Here is a 24,785-nt window from a genome sequence, read left to right as displayed (position 1 = left end):
TCTTTGCTTTAACTATTTAAATCATCAAAAATCAATCTTATGAACACTAAAAAATTATTTTCAATTTGTGCATTTGGAGTATGTCTAACATTTGGGGGATGTTCAACCAATGATGAGTTAGACGATATTCAAACTATGCCCGAAACACAAGTTACAGTTACAGAAAAACAAACTTCTGAATTTACTTATTCTTTAGTAACTGCTATAGAACAAGCTGTTTCTAACCCAGTTTACTTTATTTACGACTGTGCAACTAAAGAAAGCCTAATTTGTAATGAGGAGCAATTCATTTTAGGTCAAAGTCTTTATAAGGTTCTGAATGCTGGAAATGATAACATTGTAAAAGATAATAATGAGAAAACTAAAATAGAAATGGAGAACGAAGGTTGGACTTTTGCTGGAAATATCAACGGTAAACTGCAAGCATTAAAACTTGCTTCTAAGTTATCCACACAACTACCTGCTGATAAGACGGTGGAAATAAGGATTGTACCACGTAAGGACGGTAGCAAAGACGTGTATTATCGGATTGAAGGATAAAATTCACTGAGAGTTTCTTTACAAAATTGTTCAGCTTGAATAATAAAATGAGAATAGCTCTATTAAATTTCTACTGAACTCATTTTGCGTATAGGATACATGATATAACAACATAAAAAGGCATTCCAATACCCATTGGAATGCCTTTTTTACATATACTTTTTCTTTTGTTTCGTTTGCTTATCGGCGTATAAAGTTGTAGTCAGACTCGAACTGCTTAGGCGGACGCCCTATAAGAATGGTGTTCAGCAGGCAGTTGGCTACAATCTCTTCTTTCGATAAATCGACTTTCGGGTCGATGCGTACATCTTTTCCCAACAGCACGTCCCAAGGGCCGTTGAAGTTGCTGTCGTCGGCACCGAAGAACATTTCGTTCGTGTCGGGGTCTTCCATAAGCTGGTAATGAATGTACTTTTTCGTTGCAACAGGCTTGATGTCCAACAGCAAGTCGTAAGCATGCTGGAAGGCTTTGCGCTGGTTGCGTGCCTTCGGATACATCAGTCCGATGTATGGAAAGATTTCTTCAAACTCGTATGCTTGGAAGTATTCTTTTAGTTTCATTGTGTCGTTGCTGACTTTTCCTTTAGAACTTAGCCATCTTTATGGCTACTATTGCGCATTCATCGCCTTTGTTTCCGTGCTTACCACCACTTCTATCCTTTGCCTGTTGCAGGTCGTCGGTGGTGAGAAGTCCGTATATTACAGGGATTTCGCAGCTTGCATTGAGACGCGAAATGCCATAAGTTACACCTTGACAGATGTAGTCGAAGTGGGGCGTTTCGCCACGAATGACGCTTCCGAGTATGATGATGGCATCGTATCCGCCGTTCAATGTCATTTGGTGGGCACCGTAAACAAGCTCAAAACTGCCAGGAACGGTTTTCACGTGAATGTTTTCGGGAATTGCTCCGTGCTTCTCAAGCGTCTTCACTGCACCGTCAAGGAGTGCTCCCGTTATTTCTGGGTTCCATTCAGATACCACGATGCCGAAGCACATATTGCTGGCATCGGGTACGGAAGTGAGGTCGTAATCTGATAAATTGTGTAATGCTGTAGACATTTCCTATATCAGATTAGTTGCTTGCGCGTTCGATATACTTATCGATGTCTTGGCTCATAGGAGAATTAACATACTTAGACTTAATCTCCTGATAAATCTTCAATGCGTCAGCCTTCTTGCCCTGGCTTTCAAGAATGATGCCTGCCTTTCTCAAAGCCAATGGTGCAACGCTGAGGTTAATGCCCTCGAAGCCTTTTGCATTTGCCATATCGGCAGCCTTCTTGAAGCTTTCAACAGCCTTGTCGTTCTGGTTGTTGTTGGCGTAGATGTCGCCAAGAGCCATTTGCGATGCAGGACTGATGATTTGGTCGTTTGAAGTAGAGAACTTCTGCACGTATTCCAATGCCTTTGTCCAGTTTGGTTTTTCTTGGTGTGCATAGCAAAGACCAACATAAAGGTTAGCGAGGTTGCCTGCATCGGTGCTGCTATAATCGCTTTGAACCTTTTGGAAACCCTTGAGAGCTTGGTCGAACTGCTGCATTTGGAAAAGCTTTTGTGCTTTTGCCAACTCTGTGCTTGCTTCTGCTTCGCGAGGTTCAGAGACGTAGGTTCTGTAAAGGAAGAAAGCTGCAACTACTACAAGTACTGCTACGATAGCAATGATTGCGGTCTTTCCGTACTTCACGAAGAAGGCTTCCGATTTGTTGAGGGTTTCTTCGTAAGTACCCTCTGCTTTTTTGTTTACCATTTTTGTTTATCTTTTTTTATTATTTTCGCTTTTGTTTTGCTATGCTGCTGATTGCGGCAAGTTTATATAACGTGGCAAAATTACTGAATTTCTCGCATATATTGAAATATATTGCGCTTTTTTTTAACATAGATATAAAAAAGGTCGCTCAATGTGTTTACATTGTAAGTATAATCTTCTTTATTTCTTGTCGAATGGCTTTGTTTGACGATGAGAAATTCTTTGGTATCGAGTAGGTGTTTAAAATCAGACAGTGGAAAATGAATTATACAACCTACTTTAGGGACGAAAAGAAAGTGATAAAGTTGTAAATATTTTTCACAAGCTTATCTATTGTGTAACTCGTTATCTTTCAATGGTTTGCAAAACCTATTGTTTTGCGTTCCAAAAGCGGCTGTTTTGCACGGTAAAAGCGTAGGTTTTGCAACGCAAAAGAGCCGCTTTCGCAATGCCAAATCGAAATTATGGTTTTTCTTGCGAATTATCTTTACAGAATCAAGGCTGTTGTGAAGTTCGGTTCTAGAAATTCTAGAAAATTCTAGTTTTTCTAGAATCTATAGATAACCCTGCTTTTTCTTCGCTGTTAGGAACGTGATAAATAACGCCTGTGCCTGCAATTGCAATTATGGAAACTATGGTTTTGCGGTATCGAAAATGTTTTCGGAAGCTGCTTTAAGCGAGAAAAAGGAAAGCTGTCTTTCTTTTTAAAAACCGCTTGTTCCTACGTTGTTGCTTGCAACAGTGTATATACGGAAAAAGGCTGATACTATGCAAGCTTTGCTTTGCACAATATCAGCCTTGTTTGTTCTGCCATTATGGGACTTTCTGCCCATAACGTTGGTTTACTTTTCGCCCTTGTCTTGCAAGAAGCGTTCAGCCTCGATGGCTGCCTTGGCACCACTGCCTGCTGCCACAACACCCTGACGGTAGGTTGGGTCGGCAACGTCGCCAGCGGCATAAACGCCTTCTACGCTTGTAGCAGTAGACGTGCCTTTGGTAACGATGAAGCCCTGTGGGTCGAGTTCCAGCTGACCTTTGAAGAGGTCGGTGTTGGGGAGATGACCGATAGCGAGGAAGAAACCGTCTATCTGAATGTCGTATTTCTCTTCGTTTTCTTCGCCCTTAAAGCGTACCAAATGTGCGCCTTCTACGCCGTTTTCGCCGTAAAGTCCGAGCGTATTGGTGTTGTAAAGTATTTCAATGTTTTCTTTTTCCTCTACTCGCTTGCGCATTATTTCGGCTGCACGGAGGTAAGGCTTGCGCACAATCATGTAAACCTTCTTTGCCAAACTTGAAAGATACATTGCTTCTTCGCAGGCTGTGTCGCCACCGCCTACTACGGCTACGGTGCGCTTGCGATAGAAGAAACCGTCGCAAGTGGCACACGCACTGACACCTTGTCCGCGATATTTCTCTTCGTCTGACAAACCAAGGTATTTCGCACTCGCACCTGTTGCAATGATAAGCGTGTTGGCTTCGATTACGTTGCCACGCTCGTCCTCAACGATGAATGGACGTTTGCTGAGGTCAGCCTTGACGATTGAGCCGTCGCGAACGTCAGCACCAACGTTTATAGCTTGCGCTTTCATCTCCAACATCAGCTGGTTGGCGTCGATTCCGTCCTTGAAACCGGGGAAGTTTTCTATAATGGTGGTCGTTGTAAGTTGTCCACCGGGTTGCAAACCTGCATATAACACTGGCTGCAAATTTGAACGGCTTGCGTAGATAGCTGCAGTGTAGCCTGCGGGACCGCTACCTATGATTAATGTTTTTACTTTTTCCATAGCGTTTATTTTACAAATTTTATGTCATTTTTTAGTTGTTCCTATTTGTCAATACTGTGAAGCATTGTTTCTGAAAGGATAGGGCGTGTGCCTATTTCGGGGGGAATAGACCGAAGAGGCGGGCGTCTATCATGTCCTCGATGCGCTTGAAGTCTTGCGGATTACCAGCGAAATCGGTGGTATCGCCGTCCACTATCATCAGCTCACCCTCGTAGGTTTTAATCCAATTCTCGTAGCGTTCGTTCAGTCCTCGCAGATAGTCGATGCGCATTGTCTGCTCGTAGTCGCGGCCACGCTGCTGAATGTGGTCGATAAGATGCGGCACGCTGCTCCTTATATATATAAGAAGGTCGGGCAATTTCACCAAACTCAGCATAAGGTCGAACAGGTGTGTGTAGTTCTCGAAGTCGCGGTCGCTCATCAATCCCATATCGTGGAGGTTGGGAGCGAAGATGCGTGCGTCCTCGAAAATGGTTCTGTCCTGTATCACGGTGTCACTCGAACGTGATATTTCCACCACGTCGCGAAAGCGTTTGTTCAAGAAATATATCTGAAGATTGAATGCCCAACGGTTCATATCTTCGTAGTAGTCGGCGAGGTAGGGGTTGTTGTCCACTGGTTCGAACTGTGCCTTCCAGCCATATCGTTTGGCAAGCATCGTTGTAAGTGTCGTTTTGCCTGCTCCAATGTTTCCTGCAATTGCTATATGCATAGTCTTTATTATAAAGTATATGTAAGTTTGGTTGTAAAATTAAAATAGTCCGAAGAGCTCACGGTCTATCTTGTCGGTAATGAAACCGAAGTCCTTGGGGTTGTGCTGATAGTCGAGATTATCGACATCGATGGTCAGCACACGTCCTTTATACTGGGTTTGTATAAACTCGTCGTAGCGTTTGTTGATGTTTTCGAGGTAGTCTAACGGCATACGCTGCTCGTAATCGCGACCTCGTTTCTCGATGTTCTCCACCAAATGGCTTACCGATGCCCGCAGATAAAGCATAAGGTCAGGATAGCGGACAGCGTCTGTCATATCCTCAAAGAGTTCCATATAGGTTTCATAGTCGCGGTCGTCAAGGTTTCCCATAGCGTAGTTGTTCGCCGTGAACACGTAGACTCCCTCGTAAATGCTTCGGTCTTGAATGACGTCAGCATTCGATTGGCTAATTTCCAACAAGTCTTTGAAGCGTTCTTTCAGGAAGAACACCTCCATAGCGAACGACCAACGCTTTATGTTTTTGTAGTAATCGTCAAGGTACGGATTGTATTCCACCGACTCGTAACGTGGCTGCCAGCCGTAACGCTTTGCAAGCATCGTGGTCAATGTAGTCTTTCCGCTGCCAATATTTCCTGCTATTGCTATGTGCATAGGTTGTTTTAGTTTTATCGTAATACAGCCTTGCCGATGCAGCCGTTGGGCATTTGTATCTTCAGCATTGCACAAACGGTGGCTGCAATATCGTTGATGGTAACTTCTTGGGTGGTTTCTCCGTGGTTCACGTGCCAACCGAACATCACCCAAGGTATATGGCTGTCGTAAAGATAAGGCTGTCCGTGCTGTGTGCCAATGTAGTCGGGAGAGTTCCTTGCGCCGAAGTATTGCGCACGGGTAACTACTCCTATCTCGCCTGAACGATGACGCATATAGCCGTTCATCATACGTGTCTTAATGAAATCGGGCATCGTTTCGGTGGCAATACGCTCTTCGTCGAACACGAAAATGTATTGTGGGTCTTTCTTCAAGAACTCAACAGACTCTTCAATAATGTCGTCCTTATCCTTTCCTGCCTTTTCTATCATCTTGTCGTTGAATGCAAACTGATAGTTGTCTTCGCCCATAACGGGTTTGATACCGAACTTCTTTTGCAAGTGATTGTTAAGGTCTTCCACCGCTTTCTTGTATTCGAAGGCCCCACCAGGCATACGATGCTTCTTCAAGAAGTTGTAGTTGTGGGCAGCACCGTGGTCGGCTGTGAGGAAAAGAAGATAGTTTCCGCGTCCTACTTTCTCGTCCAAAGCATTGAGGAACTGGGTCAAATCCTTGTCCAACTGCATATATACATCGTGGTTTTCCTTGCCTCTTGTGCCGTATTTGTGCCCGATAGCGTCGGTAGAAGAAACGCTGACAGCGAGCATATCCGTTTCGTCGCCCTGTCCTAAACGTTCGTTCTCCAATGCAGCAATAGCCATCTTGAAAGTCATTGTTACACCTTCGTTCGATGTCTTGATGTTGTAATTCGGTGCTGTACGGTTGGCTTTGTTGAACTTTTCCACCCACGCTGGCAACTTGTCCATATAATAAGTAGAGGTAACGAAGTGCCCTGCTGAGGTGTCCCACCAATATGCTGCGTCGGCAGAGTGCCCCGCTGGCAGAATGGCAGCACGGTCTTTCAGAGATACACCTATTACTTTTGAACGGAAGTTGGTAGCCAATTTCAGTTGGTCGCCAATGGTTGTGGTGAGCAAGCGGTGCGGGCTCATCTGTCCTTCCTTGCTGTTCGAGCCTACGCTGCGCACGGTTGTGTCAGTGCAACAGTACACATACTGGTCGTTTTGCCAGAAGTTGTTGCCACAAATGCCGTGAATTGCGGGCACCGAACCTGTGTAAACAGACGAGTGTCCTATGGCTGTAACCGTAGGAGCGTAGTTTATTTGTGTGTTTTCAAAGGAGAATCCCTCGTCAAGAAGACGGCGCAAGCCTCCTTTTCCATATTCGTTTTGATAAAAATAGAGGTAATCCCAACGCATTTGGTCTACCACAAGCCCCACGATAAGTTTAGGTCTTGCCACCTGAGCTTGCACTGTTATCGCCATAAACAGCGTTAGTACAAAGACTGATATTTTTCTCATTTTAAGCTATTTGAACGGTTTTAATTGAACTTTTGCTCTACCATTGGCAGGGCAAACAATCGTTATTTTACTCTTGCAAAGATACAATTTAATTATGAAACAAGGGTAACAAACCTGCAAGTATTTTCCGTTGCCCTGCAATTTCATTATTTCAACATCAGTTCGATATAAGAATTACGTCAGTATATTATTTTATAAGATATTTAAAGAAAGAATTGATTATAGTTTGATATGCTTATAATCAAAAAGAAGTGAAATATCTTCACCTTCAAATTCTTATACCGAACTCACGTTGTTTTTGAACGAAAAGAAGACAACAAAGGTGTAAATATTTTTCACAAATATAACTATTGCGTAACTATTTGTTTATCAACGCTTTGCAAAACCTATTGTTTTGCGTTCCAAAAGCGGCTGTTTTGCACGGTAAAAGCGTAGGTTTTGCATCGCAAAAGAGCCGCTTTCGCAATGTAAAAGCGCAGTTATCACTTTTTAACAGAATTATCTTTACAAAATTGGATAGAAAAACGCTCATTATTTCATTAGGACTTTCTTAAAGACATCTGCGAGCTTACCTTTCTTAATCTGCTTTCTTTATGCTAACATCACGTTATTTTATAATGTGCAATCTTGGTAATACCAAAGTTTTATTTTATATTTGCCGAAAAATAAAAATTACACAAATGAAATATGTAAACGAAACCGTACGCCGACAAGACCGCCTTATGGACGAGGCAAAGGCGTTGAAATTGCTGGAAAACGGAGAGTACGGTGTGCTCTCAATGGTATCTGACGGAGGCGGCTATGGCATTCCTGTGAACTACGTTTGGGACGGTAAGGACAGCGTTTATATACATTGCGCGCCCGAAGGACGCAAGTTGGAAGCACTGAAAGATAACAACAAGGTGTCGCTCTGCGTCATCGGCGAGGTGAATTTGCTGCCAGACAAGTTCACCACCGAGTACGAAAGTGCCCTCTTTTTCGGCACGGCGCATATCCAACTTAGCGACGACGAGAAGATGAAAGCCCTGCACCTGCTCATCGACAAGCTTTCTGCCGACTTCAAGGACATAGGCGACAAATACGCCAACAAGAGCTTCCACCGTGTGGAAATCATACGCATCGACTTCACGGAGTTCAGCGGAAAGCAGAAGAAAGTGCCGCAGGCAGCACGATGAATCCTTGCATGAGATAGGTAAACAAAGTATTAAAAAAACAGAAAACAACTGCTGTTCCGAAGATATTGCTTATTTTTGCTGTCGTTAAGACATAGACATCATAAAACAACAAGAATACTAATAAAAAAGAAAACATATAAATTTATGAAGAACAACTTAAAGAAAACTTTCCTCGTTGCAGGAATTGCTTGCGCCGCGCTCATAGCAACACCTGCTTCAGGGCAAAAGATTAAGAGGGGACAATCTATGTACACGAACCCATTAATGCAGAAAAGTCCGTTACCATTTGGCGCACCCGACTTTAGTAAAATAAAGAGCGAGCACTATCTGCCTGCTATTCAAATGGGTATAGAGGAGCAGCGTGCAGAGATAAAACAGATTGTAGCGAACAAGCAAAAGCCTACATTCCAGAACACTATCTTGGCATTTGAAAAGAGCGGAGAACTGCTCGACAGGGTTAAAAACATCTTCTTCTGCATTACAGAAGCCAACAAGACACCCGAAATCGAGGCTGCCGAAAAGGCTGCAATACCACTGCTGACAGAGTTTGAAAACGAAATCAACTTCAATCAGGACTTCTTTAAGCGTGTGAAATATGTGTACGACAACGAGCGAAACAGCCTGAAGGGCGAAGATAAGGTGTTGCTCGAAGAAATATACAAGAACTTTGTGCGTTCGGGCGCATTGCTGCCAGAAGACAAAATGGAACGTATGGAGGAAATAAACAACCGTCTTGCACAACTGCAACAAGACTTCGGCAATATGCTGCCAAAGGCTTCTGTGGCATCAACCGTATGGGTGGACGACGTGAAAGAACTTGCTGGACTTAGCGAAAGTGCCATCGCACAATGCAAGAAAGACGCCGAAAGCCGTGGCGGAAAGGCTCCTTACTGCATCGTCATCACCAATACCACACAGCAGCCCATACTTGCAAGCCTCGACAACCGCCAGCTTCGCGAACGTGTTTACAACGCTTCTATCCACCGCACCGACGGCACGGGCGAGTTCAACGCCTTCCCTCTGATTGTGGAAATTGCAAAACTGCGTGCCGAAAAAGCAGAACTGATGGGCTATAACAACTTTGCGTCTTACGGTTTAACCAATGCTATGGCGAAGAACCCCGACAACGTGTATGCTTTCTTAAAGCAACTCATCAAGGAATACCAACCCAAGGCAGAGGCAGAAACGATGGCTATCGAGAAGTATGCACGCAAAACACAGGGCGCAAGCTTCAAGTTGCAGCCTTACGACCGCTTCTACTATTCTGCAAAGATGAAGAAAAAGCAGTTCAACTTCTCTGACGACGAGGTGAAACCTTACTTCAACATCGACTCTGTACTCATCAACGGCATCTTCTATGCAGCCAACAAGGTGTATGGCTTAACCTTCAAAGAACGCAAGGACCTGCCCACCTATCACCCCGACATGAAGGTTTTCGACGTGATAGACAACAACGGAAAGCAGCTCGCCCTCTTCTATTGCGACTACTTCCGCCGCCCTTCAAAGCGTGGCGGTGCGTGGATGAGCGCATTTGCAAAGCAAAGCGGCTTGCGTAACCAAATCCCTATTATATATAATGTGTGCAACTACGCCAAGGCACCCGAAGGTCAGCCGACACTCGTAACGTGGGACGAGGTTACAACAATGTTCCACGAGTTTGGCCACGCACTGCACGGAATGCTCTCAAACTGCTACTACAACACGCTCAGTGGTACAGCCGTATCGCGCGACTTCGTGGAAATGCCATCGCAATTCAACGAAAGCTTTGCCAGCATACCCGAAGTTTTCAACAACTACGCAAAGCATTATAAAACCAACAAGCCTATGCCTGCGAAGCTGCGCGACAAGATGTTGGCGTCTATCAACTTCCACGCTGCCTACGCAATGGGCGAAAACCTTGCTGCAACCAGCGTAGATATGGCTTGGCACATGCTCAATTCAAAAAACATTCCTACTGCCGAAGCAGCAAAAGACTTTGAAGTAACAGCACTGGGAGAGGTTGGTTTGCTGAACAACCAAATACCTCCACGCTATTCAACCTCTTATTTCAACCACATTTGGGGTGGTGGCTACGCAGCAGGATATTACAGTTATCTGTGGTCAGAAGTGCTCGCAGTGAACATCGCCGACTATTTCGCAAAGCACGGAGCATTGACACGCAAAGTCGGAACCGACTTCCGCAACAAGGTTCTCAGTCGTGGCAACAAGAAAGACTTGATGGAAATATTCTCCGACTTCACAGGTTTGAAAGCTCCTGACGCTTCAGGACTCTTGAAAGCAAGAGGATTGTAATCCTTTTACAATAAACAATTGTTCATTTTCCGCCATTGCATTCACTTGCAGTGGCGATTCTTTTTTATAGCCTGCGTAAGGCTGTCATGCCCCCACATTTCAGATATCAAAAGCACATACCACAACCCTTGTTTTGTCAAAATAATTCCCTTAAAAAGTGATAACTGCGCTTTGACATTGCGAAAGCGGCTGTTTTGCAACGCAAAACCTACGCTTTTACCGTGCAAAACAGCCGCTTTTGGATTGCAAAACAATAGGTTTTGCAATACATTGATAAACAAATAGTTACGCAATAGTTACCATTGTGAAAAATATTTACAGCCTTGTAGCTTTCTCTTCGCCCTTCAAACGCAACAAAGTGGTGGGCACTTTCTTCCAACAGATAGTACGATTCAACATACTGCCGTATCGCCGATAACCATCAAGCGCAAGCTTGCCGCACTTCAACACAAGGGGTTGCGAAAGCCTGAAATAGGGCAGGGAAGATGCCGAATAAAAACAAAAAGACGCAAAGAGCAGAACTGTTTTATAATGAATCTATCGCAATGTGGAATTTACAGAACCTACCTTTAAATAACATTTAGCATTTTTCTTTCGCTAATCACATTAAAAATATGTAAGTTTGCAGCAAGAAACATTTAACCTTATAAACCCAAAATTATGATTAAAGAGTATATCAAGGAAAATCAAGACCGAATACTTGAAGAGCTGTTCAGTCTTATTCGCATACCCAGTGTGAGCGCGCAGCCCGAAAAGCACGGCGCAGATATGATACGTTGTGCCGAGCGTTGGAAGGAGTTGCTGCTGATGTCGGGCGTCGATAAGGCTGAAGTAATGCCCACCGACGGCAACCCTGTGGTTTACGGCGAGAAGATTGTAGACCCCGCTGCAAAGACGGTGCTCATCTACGGCCACTACGACGTGATGCCTGCCGAGCCATTCGAGCTTTGGAAAACCGAGCCATTCGAGCCCGTTATCAAAGACGGACGCCTGTGGGCGCGTGGTGCCGACGACGACAAGGGGCAGTCGTTCATTCAAGCAAAGGCTTTCGAATATATCGTTAAGAACAACTTGCTGAAGCACAATATAAAGTTCATACTCGAAGGAGAAGAAGAAATAGGCTCGCCAAGTCTGAGCGCATTCTGCGAAAAGCACAAGGAACTGCTCAAGTGCGACGTTATTCTCGTTTCCGACACAAGTATGATTGCCAAGGACATACCGTCGCTCACGGTTGGTCTTCGTGGTCTGGCTTACTGGCAAATCGAGGTTACAGGTCCGAACCACGACCTGCATTCGGGACACTTCGGCGGTGCGGTGGCAAACCCCATCAACGTGCTTTGCAAGCTGATAACCGACGTTACCGACAAGGACGGCAAGATACAGTTCCCCAACTTCTACGACGATGTGGAAGAAGTATCGAAGGAAGAGCGTGCAATGGTGGCACAGATACCTTTCGACGAAGAAGCTTACAAGAAGTCGCTCGACGTTGAAGAACTCTTCGGCGAGAAGGGTTACAGCACCATAGAGCACACTGGCTTCCGCCCAAGTTTCGATGTCTGCGGCATCTGGGGCGGCTATCAGGGCGAAGGAGCCAAGACCGTTATCCCTTCAAAGGCATACGCAAAACTCTCTTGTCGCCTTGTTCCACACCAAGACCACAAGAAGATAGGACAGTTGGTGGTGGATTACTTCAAGCGAGTAGCACCCAAGACCGTGAAGGTGAACATCGAGTCGCTGCACGGCGGACAAGGTTACGTGTGCCCAATCGACCTCCCTGCCTACAAGGCAGCCGAGCGTGGGTTCGAAATGGCATTCGGTAAGCGTCCTATCGCAGCACGCCGTGGCGGCAGCATTCCTATTATTGCAGCCTTCGAGGAAATACTCGGCGTGAAAACAGTGCTTATGGGCTTCGGTTTGGAGTCGAACCTTATCCACTCACCAAACGAAAACATACAGCTCGATATGTATTGGCAAGCCATTGAGGCAGTTATCAACTTCCACTTGGAATACGACAAGCTTTAAACCTCGCCACTGCCGTTCGATAGCGGCATCGGCGCACAACAGAAACAGCACACAGCCACGAGGTCATCGCCTTTGTGGCTGTTTTGTTTTCTGCTATTGCCGCCCAACGAGTCATAAAACCGCACCCACACACCTTATTGTATATAGGGGTGAAAGGCGAAAAGTGTGTAAATATTTTTCGCAAACATATCTATCGCATAACAGCCTTATTATCAGCGCATTGTAAAACCTATTGTTTTGCGTTCCAAAAGCGTAGGTTTTGCACGGTAAAAGCGGCTCTTTTGCATCGCAAAACCTACGCTTTCGCAACGCCAAATCGAAATTACCGTTTTTCGTCCGAATTATCTTTACAAAACGAAGGCGGTTTTCCGCCTTTGTTGAACCAAAATTTTGTGGAAGCCATTTACTTTACAAAATATTTTCGTACCTTTGTTCTTGTTAGCCGTAGCGATAATTGTTTGCTTTTCTTTGCGTTGCAGAGAGGCAAGTTTGGAACCGTTTTCGCTCGTTATTAAATTCAAAAACACTTAGCCATTGAAATAATATAGACATAACAGAAAAAGTTTAAGGAATTTGCTGTATAATAATGTGTATTCACCCAATAGGTAATAAAAAAATGTAGGGACAAATATTTTATTTGCCCCTACATTCTTTTTAGGTCGTCGTTTTTAGAATACCAAGTTGAAGCCGAAGCGTATGCCGTGCTTTGAAATGCCTGGCAGTTCGGTGTAGGTGAGGCGGCGCACATAGTCCACTTCAAACATCTTTAAGATGTTGTGCACACCCACTACGAATTCCAAATAAGGTTTCTTGCCCATTACATTGGTGCCTTCGGGGAACTTGTAAAGCTCTGTGTCGGCAGCATTCTGTGGCAACAGCGGATTATTCTTGTCGGTAAGGTGTCCCCACATACCCTTGAAAGCGAGGTATTCGCGCCACTTCAGCTTCTTTACGAGCGGAATACGGTTGAACACTTTGCCCTCCAAGTTCCACGCAATGTTGAACTGTGCGTAGCGGTCGTTGAGGAATTCGAGGTTCTCCATTAAGTTGAACGAACCTTGATGCTCGAAGTACGACGTGTTTACAGGGGGCATTATGAGCAGGTGGTAAGGCACTTTGTTCCACTGTGCACCTGCTTTAAGGCGCATGTCGAACTTGCCCCAGCTGCCGAGCCATACACGTTTGTATGCCGAAAACTCGGTAAGGTTGTAGCTGAACTGTCCGCCCAATACGTTTTTAAGTCCGATAGTGTGGCTCAACGTGAACTGCGGGGCGTCTAAATTCACCTCGAAGCGACGCTGTTTCGAGTTGATGTAGCTTTGTCCGGGGCGGTAGTCGAAGCCCAAGGTGAGCGATGTCATTCGCACTTTGTCTACAAACGAGCCGTCCATACGTTCGTAATAGAGTTTTCCCAATGGGCGGTGGCTCTCGGTGTTCAGCTGTATCTGTGTTGAAAAACCGTAGTCGGTTTCCCATTGGAAGCCCAATCTTTGCCTGTTGTAGAGGTAGAGTTTCTCCACCTTTACGGGGCGGAAGGTCATAAAGATGTTGTCTTTGTTGTGCACAAGATACTTGTCTGACGGCGATTCCAAGTCGCGATACGACTCGAAAGAGAGTGTGCGTACAGGAAATTCAGTAGGTTGGTACTCGGGTTTTCTGAACGAATACGTCAGCTTACCGCCGTAATAGTGGTCTTTCGACTTCGTTCCGTAAGCGTAATAGCCTTCTGCAAACCAGTGCGGACTAAGGTTGGCAGTGGTTCGTGCAGCCGCTCTCAGGCGTATTCCGTCTATGTAGTTCTTCGAAATAAAGGTGTTTACAGGTCCTATGTCAATCTTGCTTGCTGTCTTTTCAGAGCCTGTTTCCACGAAGTTTTCGGCGAAAGCCTTTACCACGAACATAACGGTTTTGAAGCCTTTGGTGCGCCCCATGCGCTTAATGAAGTTGCCCATGTTGTGCTCGCTCTTCGATAGGGCAGTGGTGCGGTGCTGCTCCCAGAAACCATCGTCGCGCATTTTCGCGTTCGGGTCGTATGCCTTCTTTGCCTTTCCTTTGAAAAGGTGTGGGTCTATCGGCTCAAATGCGTAGTTCTGCAAGCCTGTCGTGCGTATAACGAGCACTTGTCGGAGCATGGTAACAAGCTCTAACTCTGCCATCATGTCGTCTGTGGTGAGCACCCAGTCGCCGTTTGCAAGCTTGGAGTATTCCTGTTTGAACTTCATAGCTGCGACAAAGTTCACGCCAGTGCCTGCTGGGAGCTGCATATCGCAACGTCTTACGTGCAGGGAAGGGTCGTTCAGCACGTACAATTCGCCACGGAAGCCGAAGTCTTGCTGGTTTGCGGGCATGAACTGGAGGCGTATGCACTCGTCGTCGCCCACCTTTACCGTGTCGTCGATGTAGAAGTGGTAGAACGAAATGGCAGTAGAACCGATGGGAGAGGGGAAGCGTGCCTGCAGCAATTCTATCTGGTCGTCGTACAGGTCAATGTCTTTAAAGAGGTCTTTCACGATGGTATTCATCGCTTCGCCTGTCTGTATGAGTTGCGAAATACCCTTCGTGCTCTGTCCCTTGATGATGTCTTTCTCGTCTTTTGGCGACTTTCGGTAAATGTGTTGCGTAACCGTTTCGTCTACGGAGATAGGCAATATCATCTTGTTATTGTAGGGACACATTTCCACTTGTTCCCTTAACCACGGCGCATTCTTGAACATTCCCGTCTCTAACTGTGCTTGGGTGATGTTGTTGAGTGCCATTGTTACCTTCTGGTACTTGTCGTATTGATAGTAATCGTGGTTGTTTAAGTTGGTCTTATGCTTGGCTGCGATAACCTTTCGCATAAGTTCCACGGCTGGATTGTTCTTTCTTGAATACCTGTGGCGGCGTTTCGCCTTTACCACAACGCCTTCCAATTGCTTCGTTGTTGATATTAAAGTAACTAAAAGTTCGTTCGGTGTCTTTTCCGTTATCCTTATCTTGCGTGGCTTGTAGCCCACTGCCGTAACCTCAAGCATTTGTCCGTTGTGCCTTGCAATGGTGAATTTGCCGTACTGGTCGCCCGCAGTTAGAATCTTTAAACTTCTATATGTGGCATTTGCATACGCAATTGTGTCTTGCGTCTGCGCATCAATTACAGTGCAGTGCAAGTCTTGCGCCGCTACCGTTGTTATCCCAATAAATAATCCGAGTAGCAAGAAAGCCATTCTTGCTGCTCGGTTCTGTTGTGTTCTTTTAATCAATTTCTTCATCAGCTTCGTAACCGCCCATTTCGCGGATTGCATTTTTCAGCATGGTGTATTGCTGAAAGAGGTTGTTCACAGCTTCCTCTCCTTGCGTATAATCGTGCATCGGACTCTTGAGATAGAAGCTCAGGAATCGTTGAATACCGTAGCGTCCGTCTCGCGCAGCAAGGTCGCTCAGGAGGGCAAGGTCGAGCAACAGCGGTGCAGCGAGGATAGAATCGCGGCAGAGGAAGTTAATTTTAATTTGCATAGGATAGCCCATCCAGCCAAAGATGTCGATGTTGTCCCAACCCTCCTTGTCGTCGTTGCGAGGCGGATAGTAGTTTATGCGCACCTTGTGGTAGATGTTTCCGTAGAGGTCGGGCTGCTCGTCGGCTTTGCAAATCGTTTCTAAAGTAGAGAGTTTGCTCACTTCTTTCGTGCGGAAATTGGCAGGTTCGTCGAGCACAAGTCCGTCGCGGTTGCCCAGAATGTTGGTTGAGAACCAGCCATTCAAACCCAATGCACGTGTTTTAATGATAGGAGCGAATCCCGATTTCACAAGTGTCTGCCCTGTTTTGAAGTCCTTTCCAGCAATTGGCATACGTGTTTTTTCTGCCAATTCCCACATAGCAGGAATGTCTACCGTTGTGTTTGGCGCACCCATAATGAAAGGACAGCCTTCTGCAAGTGCAGCGTAGGCATAGCACATAGACGGCGCAATGTGTTCGCGGTCGTCGGCTTTCATAGCTGCTTCGAGCTTTTCGAGCGTGCCGTGGAACGCTTCTTCGTAAGGCACATATATCTCTGTCGATGCCGCCCACAGCACTACGACACGGCTGACACCTTTCTCCAGCTTGAAGTTCTGTATGTCCTTGCGCAGTTCTTCTACCATTCCCCAACGTGTTACGCCTTGCTTCACGTTGTCGCCGTCGATGCGTTTCGCATAGTTCTTATCGAAAGCAGCCTTCAATGGCTTAATGGCTTCAAGCTCATCGCGTACAGGTTCGATGTCCTTTGCTTTCAAAACTTCGGCATAGACAGCCGCTTGATAAGCGTTTTGCGGGTACACGTCCCATGTTCCGAACACGACGTCGTTCATATCGGCAATTGGTACGATGTCTTTATAGTGAAGATATTTCTTGTCTTTTCCTTTGCCAACACGTATCTTGTCGTATTGTGTCATTGCTCCGACAGGCTTTGCCAAGCCTTTGCGAGCCATTAACACACCGGTCATAAATGTAGTTGTTACGGCTCCACAGCCTACTACCATGATGCCTAATTTACCTTCTGCGGGTGCAACTTTTCCCTGTTTCATTATTTATTAGTTTTAAAATTTTGAACGGATTGTTAGACTATTTATTGTTATTTCTATATATGCTTTTTAGCTTTTTCATATATTCAGTTCCTTCAAGCTCGTTATCACACGGTCTGCCACGCCCTGTTCCTGCTCGTCGGGTGTCCAGCTTTCGCCTTTTATCCATACGGTTTTGCAGCCGATGGAATGGGCAGGCACAATGTCTTTATCGTAACTATCGCCCACCACAACGATGTTTTCGGCAGGCAACTGTAAGGCTTCGACGCCCAGCTGATAGATGCGTGGGTCGGGCTTGCGCACCTTTACCACTGCGCTCTCTATGATTTCCTTGAAGATACCGTCTAAACCGAACTCTTGCAGCACTACACCGATGTTGCCATAGAAGTTACTCACCAATACGAGCGGATAGCTTTCCTTGAGTTTCAGCAGCACTTCCTTACTTTCCGCCACGGTTCTGACAACGTCGTTGTAGAGCACTTCCACCACCTTAGCGCGGTTGTTGGCGAGCGAAAAGCCCGTTGCAGCAACCAGTCCTTGCAGTTGCAGATGCTCGAATTGCAGTCTTATCTTCTCTTCCAATGTGCGACGGAAGGTGAAGTCGGGCTGTATAATCGGATTCTTGCCCAACGTTCGCTCGGCATAAACGTAGGCTTCGCGATATTGTTCCTCCGTTACGGGGAAACCAAGCTGCTCGTAGGCGTGCCAAATCTTCATTCCCCAATGGCAGCCACACGTATCTATGGTTCCGCCATAGTCGAATATATATCCTTTAATCATAGTGCTTCAAGCTTTTAAAAGTTCCCGCATTGCTCGGCAATGGTCTTCGTGTCGTTTGTGCATAAACATATAAACGACGGTGTAGAGCAGAATTTCGACGAAGAGATAAACCCACGGACAGTTTGCCAACACCGTTATATAAAGAAGTATGGCGCGCGAGTTGAACGTCAGGAAGTTGGTCAGCGGCATCAGCGGACGACTGCCTTCGAGAAACCTTTCCTTCCATTCCGCAGGTATGTTCTCCACTGTTCCGTAGCGTTCGCTGAGTTCTTGTCGAAGTTTCTGGAACTCTGGCGTGCGTCGTTCTTGGTTTCTGCAGTAGTTCTGATAGTTGGAATGGAACGCCCAGTCCCAAAACACGCCCTTCTTACCCTTCAAACTCTCCACGATAGCGTGCTCCGTTGCATAGCTGTCGAGCTCCGAACCCGCCTTTCCCTTGAGGAAATAGAGGTGTATCTGTCGATAGTAGTCCGCCAACGAACTTTGCTGTGCGTGGCAAACAAGCCCTGCAATGGCTGCAAGTGCAAGTCCGAAAAGACCCCAAACCTCTGTCGTGCCTGGCATAGGCTGGTGCCAAATGCGCAGCACAATGGCAAGATAGATGGCTGCAAACCACGTGTCGCCTGCGAAACCGTCCAAGCATCGCCCCTTCATAGAACGCTGGTTGGTGAGTCGGGCAAGCTGTCCGTCGGTAGAATCGCAGAGGTTTGCCAGCACCAAGAGCACTACACCTATTATATTATACCACACATCTTGGAAGTAGAACATAGCTCCTGCTGCCACACCCAAGAAGATTGACAAGATGGTAATGGTGTTCGGCGTAACGCCCAACCGATACCACAGCAAGGCAAAAGCCAAGCCAACAGGTCGTGTGAAGTATATATCGAGCCACTCCTCCGTTTCGTCAGACTTCATAGAGGCTTTCAACAGCTCGCTGAATAATTTGTTTTCTATGTTCATATTCGTTTTCTTACAGTTCGGAAACGAAACTGATGCGTCCCGTCCCTACATTTTCTGCCGTGCTGCAACGTAGGCTATGATCGCCCTTGCAGCCTCATCTCTGCACCGTGAGAAGCTCGGCCAATCGTTGAAATCGATGATGCGGAACGCTCCGTCAGCCGTTATTATGGCGTCGCCCCCGTACACAGGCGTTTCGGTAAGTGCGGCAAGGCGGTTGGCGGTCGTTGCCAATGCCTCCAAATCGAAGGGGTAATGGTGGGCAATGCCGTTGCGCTGCTCGTCGCCGAACTTCGTCGTGCCGTCGTCGGTGGGGTAGAAGTAGCGGAAGAATGCCGTACCCTCGACCCCGTAAAACTTCACAAGGTCGCCCTCAATGTGTGCCTGCACCACGATGTCTGTAATGCCCCGACTGCGAAAATCGGCCTTTGCAGCTTCCAGTTCCGCATCGTTGGCACAATACCGAATGTCGTTTCGTGTCTGAGCAGTCTCATCGCCACGCTTTATCCAATAGCCGTTTCCGCCCTCTTGGGGCGGTATGGGAATGTCGGCATTGCGCATCAGTGTCGTTATTCGGCTGCGCTGGCAGTTCCTTATGCCTGCTGCGGGGTTCACGATGCACTTTCCTGCTGCGTATTCTTCGAGCAAAGACAGTGTCTGGGGCATTCGTCCCATATTCAATATCGTGTCTGCTTCGGCAACATCGCCCACCGTCAGCTGACTTTCGGCTACTATTCTGCCCCCCATTGGCAGTGCCACCGCCGTGAGAATGGCAAGGTCTTTCTCTACCGAATTGGGCGAAAAGCGTGGGTCGCGCTGTATGGCTATCGTCCGCATACGGTGCCGTTTAAGAACTGTTCCGCCTTTTCTATGTCGGAAGCGTGGTCGATGTCGAGCACCTTTGTGAAGGGGTGCGCCACCGCTTTGCGTCCGTCGGCAATCAGTGCTCGCTGAAAATTGCGCATTCGGCTTTCGCCTCGCTGCATACAATCATCGAGCGTGCGGAGCGTTTGTGGGTGCAATCCGTAGATGCCGCCCGATATATAGGTGCAGTCAGCCTCGTTTTGGTCGTAGAAACCCGTTATGTTGCGCTGCTCGTCGGTGCCCACGTAGAGTGGCTTTTCGTCGTCTATGTAGGCAGTTACGCCCATATAGGCTTGCACGCCGTTGGCTGTTGCCTGTGTAAAAGCGTCGATGTATGCCTTGAATTCGTCTTCTCGGAAGATGGTGTCTACCGTTGTCAGCACAAACGGTTCGTCGGTCAGCCATTGGCTTAGCTCCGCAAAACTGTGCATAGAACTGGGTGTCGATTTCACCACAAAGCGCAACGGAACGTCCTTTCCAGCCAATCCGTGTTGCTGAATATGGGCGAGATGCTCCTGCACATCGGTCATTTCTTCGTTGCAGATAACCACAATTTCGGTGGCATTGTTGTTGCAGAACACCCGAACAAGGCGGTCTATAAGCCGTTCGCCATTGACTTTCACCAATGGTTTCGGTGCTGTTACGCCTTCTTTTGCAAGTCGCGAGCCGTTTCCTGCGGCAATAATGGCATACTTCATTGTCTGTTTTTCTGCTTGACGAAAATTGCTTTTATTTCATTTACATTACAAAGATACGCCTTTTTAATTGAAAACGAGAACCGAAAAAGAGGTTTTTTACATTATATAAAAAATAAGGTTAAATTCTTCTTTCAAGGCTGAAAGAGAGCCAAGAATAGTGTAAATATTTTTCACAAGCATAGCTGTTGTGTAACTGCTTATTTATCAAGGCTTTGCAAAACCTGTTGTTTTGCGTTCCAAAAGCGGCTGTTTTGCACGGTAAAAGCGTAGGTTTTGCGTTGCAAAACAGCCGCTTTCGCAGTGCCAAATCGAAATTAGTGTTTTTCTTCAGAATTATCTTTACAAAATCGAAGCGTTTTCCACGTGTTATCCTAGAATTTCTAGGAGGTCTAGAAAATCTAGAAATCCTAGAATAACTATAAGCCCCAACCCCCTCAAACCCCTACCACAAGAGCACTACCCACCACATTCCGCACACCTCCAAACGCTGCCTTACTGTGTTATTTTCTACGAAAAGCACAATAAAAACGTAAAAACTTTTGGGCTGCTATCTATTTATTTATTATCTTTGTAACTGAAAACGTAATAATAAATCCTATAATAAGCAAATGTTAAAACTACTTATTCAGCTGCAGATAACGAAGAAACGCCGCAATTTTAAGTGGAAAAACTTTTTCCTCGCTGCCTACTTTTATGCTCTTATAGCCATAGTGTTTGTTTCTTCGCTTGCAGGTGCAGGCGATGAAGTATGGAAGATGTTGGCGGAACTGAAGTGGGAAAGCATTGTCCCCGTAATCGCCTCAATGATGCTATTGCCCGATATAATAATGAAATTGATATTCAAATCGGACTCTGCCATTATGGACGCCTACATTAAGTCGCGCCCTGTGAGCAAACGAACGTGGATTCGCTTCGTCGCCATTACCCACCTTGCAGACTTCTGGACAATGGCTTGGGCACTGCCTGCTGCCATCGGCTGTTTCTTTGCAATGCCTTTCGGCACAGCCTTAGCATCGGCATTGTTGTTGCTTTCCGCATCATACACAAACAGTTTGGCTATCGTTGCTCTCCGCACCGCACAGGGTTGGGAGTGGAAGTCGGCAGTAATAGTGGGCTGGATTATGTGGTCGCCATTGGCATTTATACACGGACTGAACCTCTTTGGAATGTCGTGGGGCATACACATTGCCTATTTCTTTGCGCTCATCGCTATAGCCCTCTATCTCGAACTCTACTATTTGGGCTATTTGCGCAGCTACGACGAGAACAAGCGGAAGCAGAAAAACGTAAGCAAGTCGCGCCGTTCGGCGTTCTTTATAGAGATGCGTCCTTTCCTTCGTGGCAAGCGATTGCGTATGCTTGTTATATTTCCGATTCTGTTTATCGCGCAGACTTTTTGGTACGCATCTATTGGTTACGAAGAACCTGATACAATTAATACCAACTTGTTTCTACCCCTTGCCATTATCATAATGCCCATTGTGATGCTGCAACTTACGTTTGCGCTGGAAGGAAACTACTTCGATGGTTTGTGGACACGCCCTGTAAGCATTGAGCGACTGCTGTTGCGCAAATACTATACAGCCGCTCCGTTGGCGGTAGGTAGTTTCTTGTTGCTGCTCCCCACTTACTTCTTGTTCGATACAAACCTCTTTATACTGGTTAGCAGTATGCTCTTTTCGATTGGCTTTGCCAATCTTGTTATGCTCACTTACTGTTTCCGAACCAAGGCAATGGATATTTTTGCGTCGGGTTTTATAAACACACAAGGTACCGATTTCAGTGCTTCGAGCTTTGCAATCGCCTTCACGGTGATGTTGGGACCAATGCTGCTGATAAACGTTTTACCTGAAAACGTTTATTGTATCTTGCTCAGTGCACTGGGCATAGTCGGATTTTCTGCACACCGATACGCTATTGCATGGATAGCACGCCGCTACGAAGCAAACCGCTATAAACACTTTGAACGTTACAGAAGCAAATAACAGCGGAACAAAACATTTATACAAGAAAAATAAAACATAAGAAAACAATAGCCGAATATGGAAATAAAGATAGAGAATTTAAAGAAGATTTACGGACAGAACACCGTGATAGACATACCCGAACTGACGCTACACAAAGGCGAACTCATAGGATTGGTGGGCAATAATGGGGCAGGAAAGACCACGCTGATGCGTCTGATACTCGACCTTATCAGTGCCAACGAGGGGCGAGTGCTGTCTAATGGCAGTCCTGCAAACGAGTGTTTCGAGTGGAAAAAATACACAGGGTCGTTCATTGATAAAGGTTTCCTCATCGACTACTATACGCCTGAAGAGTTCTTCGACTTCGTTGCGGGCGTCTACGGCATCGACGACACAACGCTTGCAGAACGCTTGAACAGCTTTGAATCGCTGATGCGCGACGAGATTATGAGCACAGGGAAACTTATTCGCGACTTCTCTGAAGGCAACCGACAGAAGATTGGCATCATCGGAGCAATGATTGTGAACCCCGAAATACTCATTCTCGACGAGCCTTTCAACTATCTCGACCCTTCGTCGCAGATAAACATAGCACGCATTATACACGAGGTAAACCAGCAACACGGCACCACCGTGCTGATTTCGAGCCACAATCTAAACTTCATTTCCGAAATTTGCAACCGCATTATATTAATGGAAAAGGGTGTTATCTTGAAGGATTTAACCAACGCCGACGAAGCTGCAGCCAAGGAATTGCAAAGCTATTTCGAAGGAATGTAGGCGCAACGGCAGGAACATAATACAATAAAGATATGATACAGAGAATGCTTTTAACTACTTTCGTCTGCCTTTCTGCCACACTTTCTACTTATGCAAAGCCGAAAGAAGGAGGGAAAATAGACAAGGTAAAGTACGAAATTACCTATCGTACGAAAAGCGTTATCGACACCACGAAGGTCGATTCGCTCGGCAATTTCATCTACAGCGAGGAGGATATGCGACTCGAGGTGGGCGAGCAGGTGAGCTTCTTTTATAGTTATTCCAACGCTCTCTACGAGCAACAGCGCATCGAAATGATGAACAAAGGCAACTTTTCAGTGCCTAATATGCGAGGTGGAAGCATCAATTGGAAGCTATTCAAGAACTTCCCAACAGGCAAAACAACTTACGTAGACAATGTTTTCCGTGATGGATTTCGTGTTGTAGAACCCATAGAACAACCCCAGTGGGAGCTGATATCCGACAGTACAGCCCGCATTCTCGGCTACGACTGCCAGATGGCATGCTGCAATTACAAAGGCAGACAATGGTTTGCATGGTTCACAACCGATATTCCAATCGACAACGGACCGTGGAAATTGGACGGATTACCGGGACTTGTGCTCCGTGCATACGACAATTCCCGCCACTATATTTTCGATTGTGTAGGCTTAAAGCAAACCGACGGCACACGCGACATAGTGTTCGATGACCGCTTTAACAGCTACGAGGAAACCTCTATGCGCAACTTGCAGCGACTCAAAGCCAACACCACGCCTATGGATATTATGAATAGAAGTGGCAAAGATGTAACGTTCAAGGTAGTAAGCGGCAATGTTCATGGCAAGCTAACCGAAGCACAGCAAGAGTCAATGCGCAAGCAAATGCAGAAAAGACAACCACAAAACCCAATAGAAAGATTATGAAACGTATTATTTTAACATCGGCAGCACTCGCCCTTGCAGTGCTTACTATGAGTGCAAAGCCTAACAAAAAGGACGAAAACAAAGTTATCGACAAACTCAAGTACACCATTACCTATCGGACAAAGAGCGTACGCGACACCACAAAACTCGACTCGGTGGGTCGCTATAACTACGGAAACGAGGATACGCAGCTCGAAGTTGGCGAGAAGGTAAGCTACTTTTACAGTGCCACCCGCCGCGCTTATATGGAGAATTTACTGAAGTCTCTTGATGGAAGAAGCGTTCAAATACAAGGCTCAAACCCCGCGCGTGGCAACCTTTCGATGGACTTTTATCGTGGCTACCCGACAGGAAAGTCTACTTATTTAGACGAGGTGCTTGGCGAAAAATTCCGCATCACGGAGCCTTTGGAGCAACCGAAGTGGGACATTATAGCCGATAGCACAAAGCAAATTCTCAACTACGATTGCCAAATGGCGCGCTGTACGTTCAAAGGACGCACATGGACGGTATGGTTTGCTGCCGATATTCCGTTGGATAACGGACCTTGGAAGCTGTGCGGACTGCCAGGATTGATACTCCGTGCTTACGATGCCAAGCAGCAATACATCTTCGATTGCGTCGGTATGAAGCAGGCTGGAGAAGGCGAAAACATTATTTACGACAGCAAGTTTGACAAGTATAGTACTTCAACAATGAAAGAATTTATAGATTATCAGCGCAAGGCACTGCCCGAAGATATATTTGCAGCGAAAGGAATAAAGATAGAAGTGTCCGAAGAAATGAAATCGGAAGTGCAGCAATTATTGGCGAAACCGCAGCCCAGTAACCCACTTGAGCTGTACTAATTTGCTCTTTCGGATATGCAAGACTTGCCCACTATAAGGCTC

23 protein-coding genes are annotated in these 24,785 nt (G+C 46.1%); 10 read left to right on the top strand and 13 right to left on the bottom strand.

Features of this window, described 5'->3' with window-relative positions; genetic code table 11:
• The first annotated feature begins 39 nt into the window (after positions 1 to 39).
• Complete coding sequence (locus BWX39_RS09910) at positions 40 to 540, top strand: hypothetical protein (protein ID WP_028905271.1); 501 nt, start codon at positions 40 to 42, stop codon at positions 538 to 540.
• A 180-nt stretch (positions 541 to 720) separates the two neighbouring features.
• On the opposite strand, the gene BWX39_RS09905 is transcribed toward BWX39_RS09910, so the two are convergent.
• From BWX39_RS09905 to BWX39_RS09870, 7 genes are all read right to left on the bottom strand, one after another.
• Complete coding sequence (locus tag BWX39_RS09905; protein ID WP_014708518.1) at positions 721 to 1,101, bottom strand: hypothetical protein; 381 nt, start codon at positions 1,099 to 1,101, stop codon at positions 721 to 723.
• 22 nt (positions 1,102 to 1,123) lie between these two features.
• Entirely contained in the window at positions 1,124 to 1,600 is a 477-nt protein-coding gene (gene ribH / locus BWX39_RS09900; protein ID WP_028905272.1) for a 6,7-dimethyl-8-ribityllumazine synthase, read from the bottom strand.
• Positions 1,601 to 1,613: 13 nt separating this feature from the next.
• On the bottom strand, positions 1,614 to 2,288 hold the full coding sequence (locus tag BWX39_RS09895) for a tetratricopeptide repeat protein (RefSeq protein ID WP_028905273.1): 675 nt from the start codon (positions 2,286 to 2,288) through the stop codon (positions 1,614 to 1,616).
• 842 nt (positions 2,289 to 3,130) lie between these two features.
• Positions 3,131 to 4,072, bottom strand: coding sequence for a thioredoxin-disulfide reductase (trxB, locus tag BWX39_RS09885; RefSeq protein ID WP_028905275.1), 942 nt, complete (start codon positions 4,070 to 4,072; stop codon positions 3,131 to 3,133).
• A 91-nt stretch (positions 4,073 to 4,163) separates the two neighbouring features.
• The gene (locus BWX39_RS09880) at positions 4,164 to 4,784 is read right to left on the bottom strand and encodes a deoxynucleoside kinase (protein WP_061868750.1); all 621 of its coding nucleotides are present in this window, start codon (positions 4,782 to 4,784) and stop codon (positions 4,164 to 4,166) included.
• A gap of 39 nt (positions 4,785 to 4,823) precedes the next feature.
• On the bottom strand, positions 4,824 to 5,438 hold the full coding sequence (locus BWX39_RS09875; protein WP_014708512.1) for a deoxynucleoside kinase: 615 nt from the start codon (positions 5,436 to 5,438) through the stop codon (positions 4,824 to 4,826).
• Between the two features lie 14 nt (positions 5,439 to 5,452).
• On the bottom strand, positions 5,453 to 6,919 hold the full coding sequence (locus BWX39_RS09870; protein WP_028905276.1) for an alkaline phosphatase family protein: 1,467 nt from the start codon (positions 6,917 to 6,919) through the stop codon (positions 5,453 to 5,455).
• Positions 6,920 to 7,269: 350 nt separating this feature from the next.
• On the opposite strand from BWX39_RS09870, the gene BWX39_RS12640 reads away from it, so the two are divergent.
• The 4 genes from BWX39_RS12640 to BWX39_RS09845 all read left to right on the top strand — a co-directional run bounded on the left by BWX39_RS12640 (position 7,270) and on the right by BWX39_RS09845 (position 12,408).
• Positions 7,270 to 7,473, top strand: coding sequence for a hypothetical protein (locus BWX39_RS12640; protein ID WP_076123409.1), 204 nt, complete (start codon positions 7,270 to 7,272; stop codon positions 7,471 to 7,473).
• Between the two features lie 126 nt (positions 7,474 to 7,599).
• Positions 7,600 to 8,094, top strand: coding sequence for a pyridoxamine 5'-phosphate oxidase family protein (locus tag BWX39_RS09860; protein WP_028905277.1), 495 nt, complete (start codon positions 7,600 to 7,602; stop codon positions 8,092 to 8,094).
• A gap of 144 nt (positions 8,095 to 8,238) precedes the next feature.
• The gene (locus BWX39_RS09855) at positions 8,239 to 10,386 is read left to right on the top strand and encodes a M3 family metallopeptidase (protein WP_028905278.1); all 2,148 of its coding nucleotides are present in this window, start codon (positions 8,239 to 8,241) and stop codon (positions 10,384 to 10,386) included.
• 660 nt (positions 10,387 to 11,046) lie between these two features.
• Positions 11,047 to 12,408, top strand: coding sequence for a dipeptidase (locus BWX39_RS09845; RefSeq protein ID WP_028905279.1), 1,362 nt, complete (start codon positions 11,047 to 11,049; stop codon positions 12,406 to 12,408).
• Positions 12,409 to 13,076: 668 nt separating this feature from the next.
• On the opposite strand, the gene BWX39_RS09835 is transcribed toward BWX39_RS09845, so the two are convergent.
• From BWX39_RS09835 to BWX39_RS12275, 6 genes are all read right to left on the bottom strand, one after another.
• A complete protein-coding gene (locus BWX39_RS09835) occupies positions 13,077 to 15,611 on the bottom strand; it encodes a DUF5686 family protein (protein ID WP_244271534.1) in 2,535 nt (844 codons plus the stop codon).
• A gap of 28 nt (positions 15,612 to 15,639) precedes the next feature.
• Complete coding sequence (locus BWX39_RS09830; RefSeq protein WP_028905282.1) at positions 15,640 to 16,947, bottom strand: inositol-3-phosphate synthase; 1,308 nt, start codon at positions 16,945 to 16,947, stop codon at positions 15,640 to 15,642.
• Between the two features lie 75 nt (positions 16,948 to 17,022).
• Positions 17,023 to 17,724, bottom strand: coding sequence for an HAD family hydrolase (locus tag BWX39_RS09825; RefSeq protein WP_028905283.1), 702 nt, complete (start codon positions 17,722 to 17,724; stop codon positions 17,023 to 17,025).
• 6 nt (positions 17,725 to 17,730) lie between these two features.
• Complete coding sequence (locus BWX39_RS09820; RefSeq protein ID WP_028905284.1) at positions 17,731 to 18,684, bottom strand: CDP-alcohol phosphatidyltransferase family protein; 954 nt, start codon at positions 18,682 to 18,684, stop codon at positions 17,731 to 17,733.
• A 45-nt stretch (positions 18,685 to 18,729) separates the two neighbouring features.
• Positions 18,730 to 19,518 carry a hypothetical protein gene (locus BWX39_RS12280; protein ID WP_028905285.1) on the bottom strand — a complete coding sequence of 263 codons (789 nt, stop codon included), beginning with the start codon at positions 19,516 to 19,518 and terminating at the stop codon, positions 18,730 to 18,732.
• Positions 19,506 to 20,243: a nucleotidyltransferase family protein gene (locus BWX39_RS12275; protein ID WP_028905286.1), complete on the bottom strand. Its 738-nt coding sequence runs from the start codon at positions 20,241 to 20,243 to the stop codon at positions 19,506 to 19,508. Before BWX39_RS12275 ends, BWX39_RS12280 begins: the two co-directional genes overlap by 13 nt.
• Positions 20,244 to 20,428: 185 nt before the next feature.
• On the opposite strand from BWX39_RS12275, the gene BWX39_RS12635 reads away from it, so the two are divergent.
• The 5 genes from BWX39_RS12635 (at position 20,429) to BWX39_RS09790 (ending at position 24,743) form a co-directional block, all read left to right on the top strand.
• Entirely contained in the window at positions 20,429 to 20,659 is a 231-nt protein-coding gene (locus BWX39_RS12635) for a hypothetical protein (protein WP_076123405.1), read from the top strand.
• Between the two features lie 192 nt (positions 20,660 to 20,851).
• A complete protein-coding gene (locus BWX39_RS09805) occupies positions 20,852 to 22,228 on the top strand; it encodes a DUF5687 family protein (RefSeq protein WP_028905287.1) in 1,377 nt (458 codons plus the stop codon).
• A gap of 57 nt (positions 22,229 to 22,285) precedes the next feature.
• Positions 22,286 to 22,990, top strand: a complete 705-nt coding sequence (locus tag BWX39_RS09800) for an ABC transporter ATP-binding protein (RefSeq protein ID WP_028905288.1) — start codon at positions 22,286 to 22,288, stop codon at positions 22,988 to 22,990.
• Between the two features lie 32 nt (positions 22,991 to 23,022).
• A complete protein-coding gene (locus BWX39_RS09795; RefSeq protein ID WP_028905289.1) occupies positions 23,023 to 23,895 on the top strand; it encodes a GLPGLI family protein in 873 nt (290 codons plus the stop codon).
• Positions 23,892 to 24,743 (top strand): GLPGLI family protein, encoded by an 852-nt coding sequence (locus BWX39_RS09790; RefSeq protein WP_028905290.1) that lies wholly within the window; start codon positions 23,892 to 23,894, stop codon positions 24,741 to 24,743. Before BWX39_RS09795 ends, BWX39_RS09790 begins: the two co-directional genes overlap by 4 nt.
• Positions 24,744 to 24,785: the final 42 nt, after the last annotated feature.

The organism is Prevotella intermedia ATCC 25611 = DSM 20706 (assembly GCF_001953955.1).
Lineage (GTDB): Bacteria > Bacteroidota > Bacteroidia > Bacteroidales > Bacteroidaceae > Prevotella > Prevotella intermedia.
This window is presented reverse-complemented; position numbering and strand designations above follow the sequence as displayed.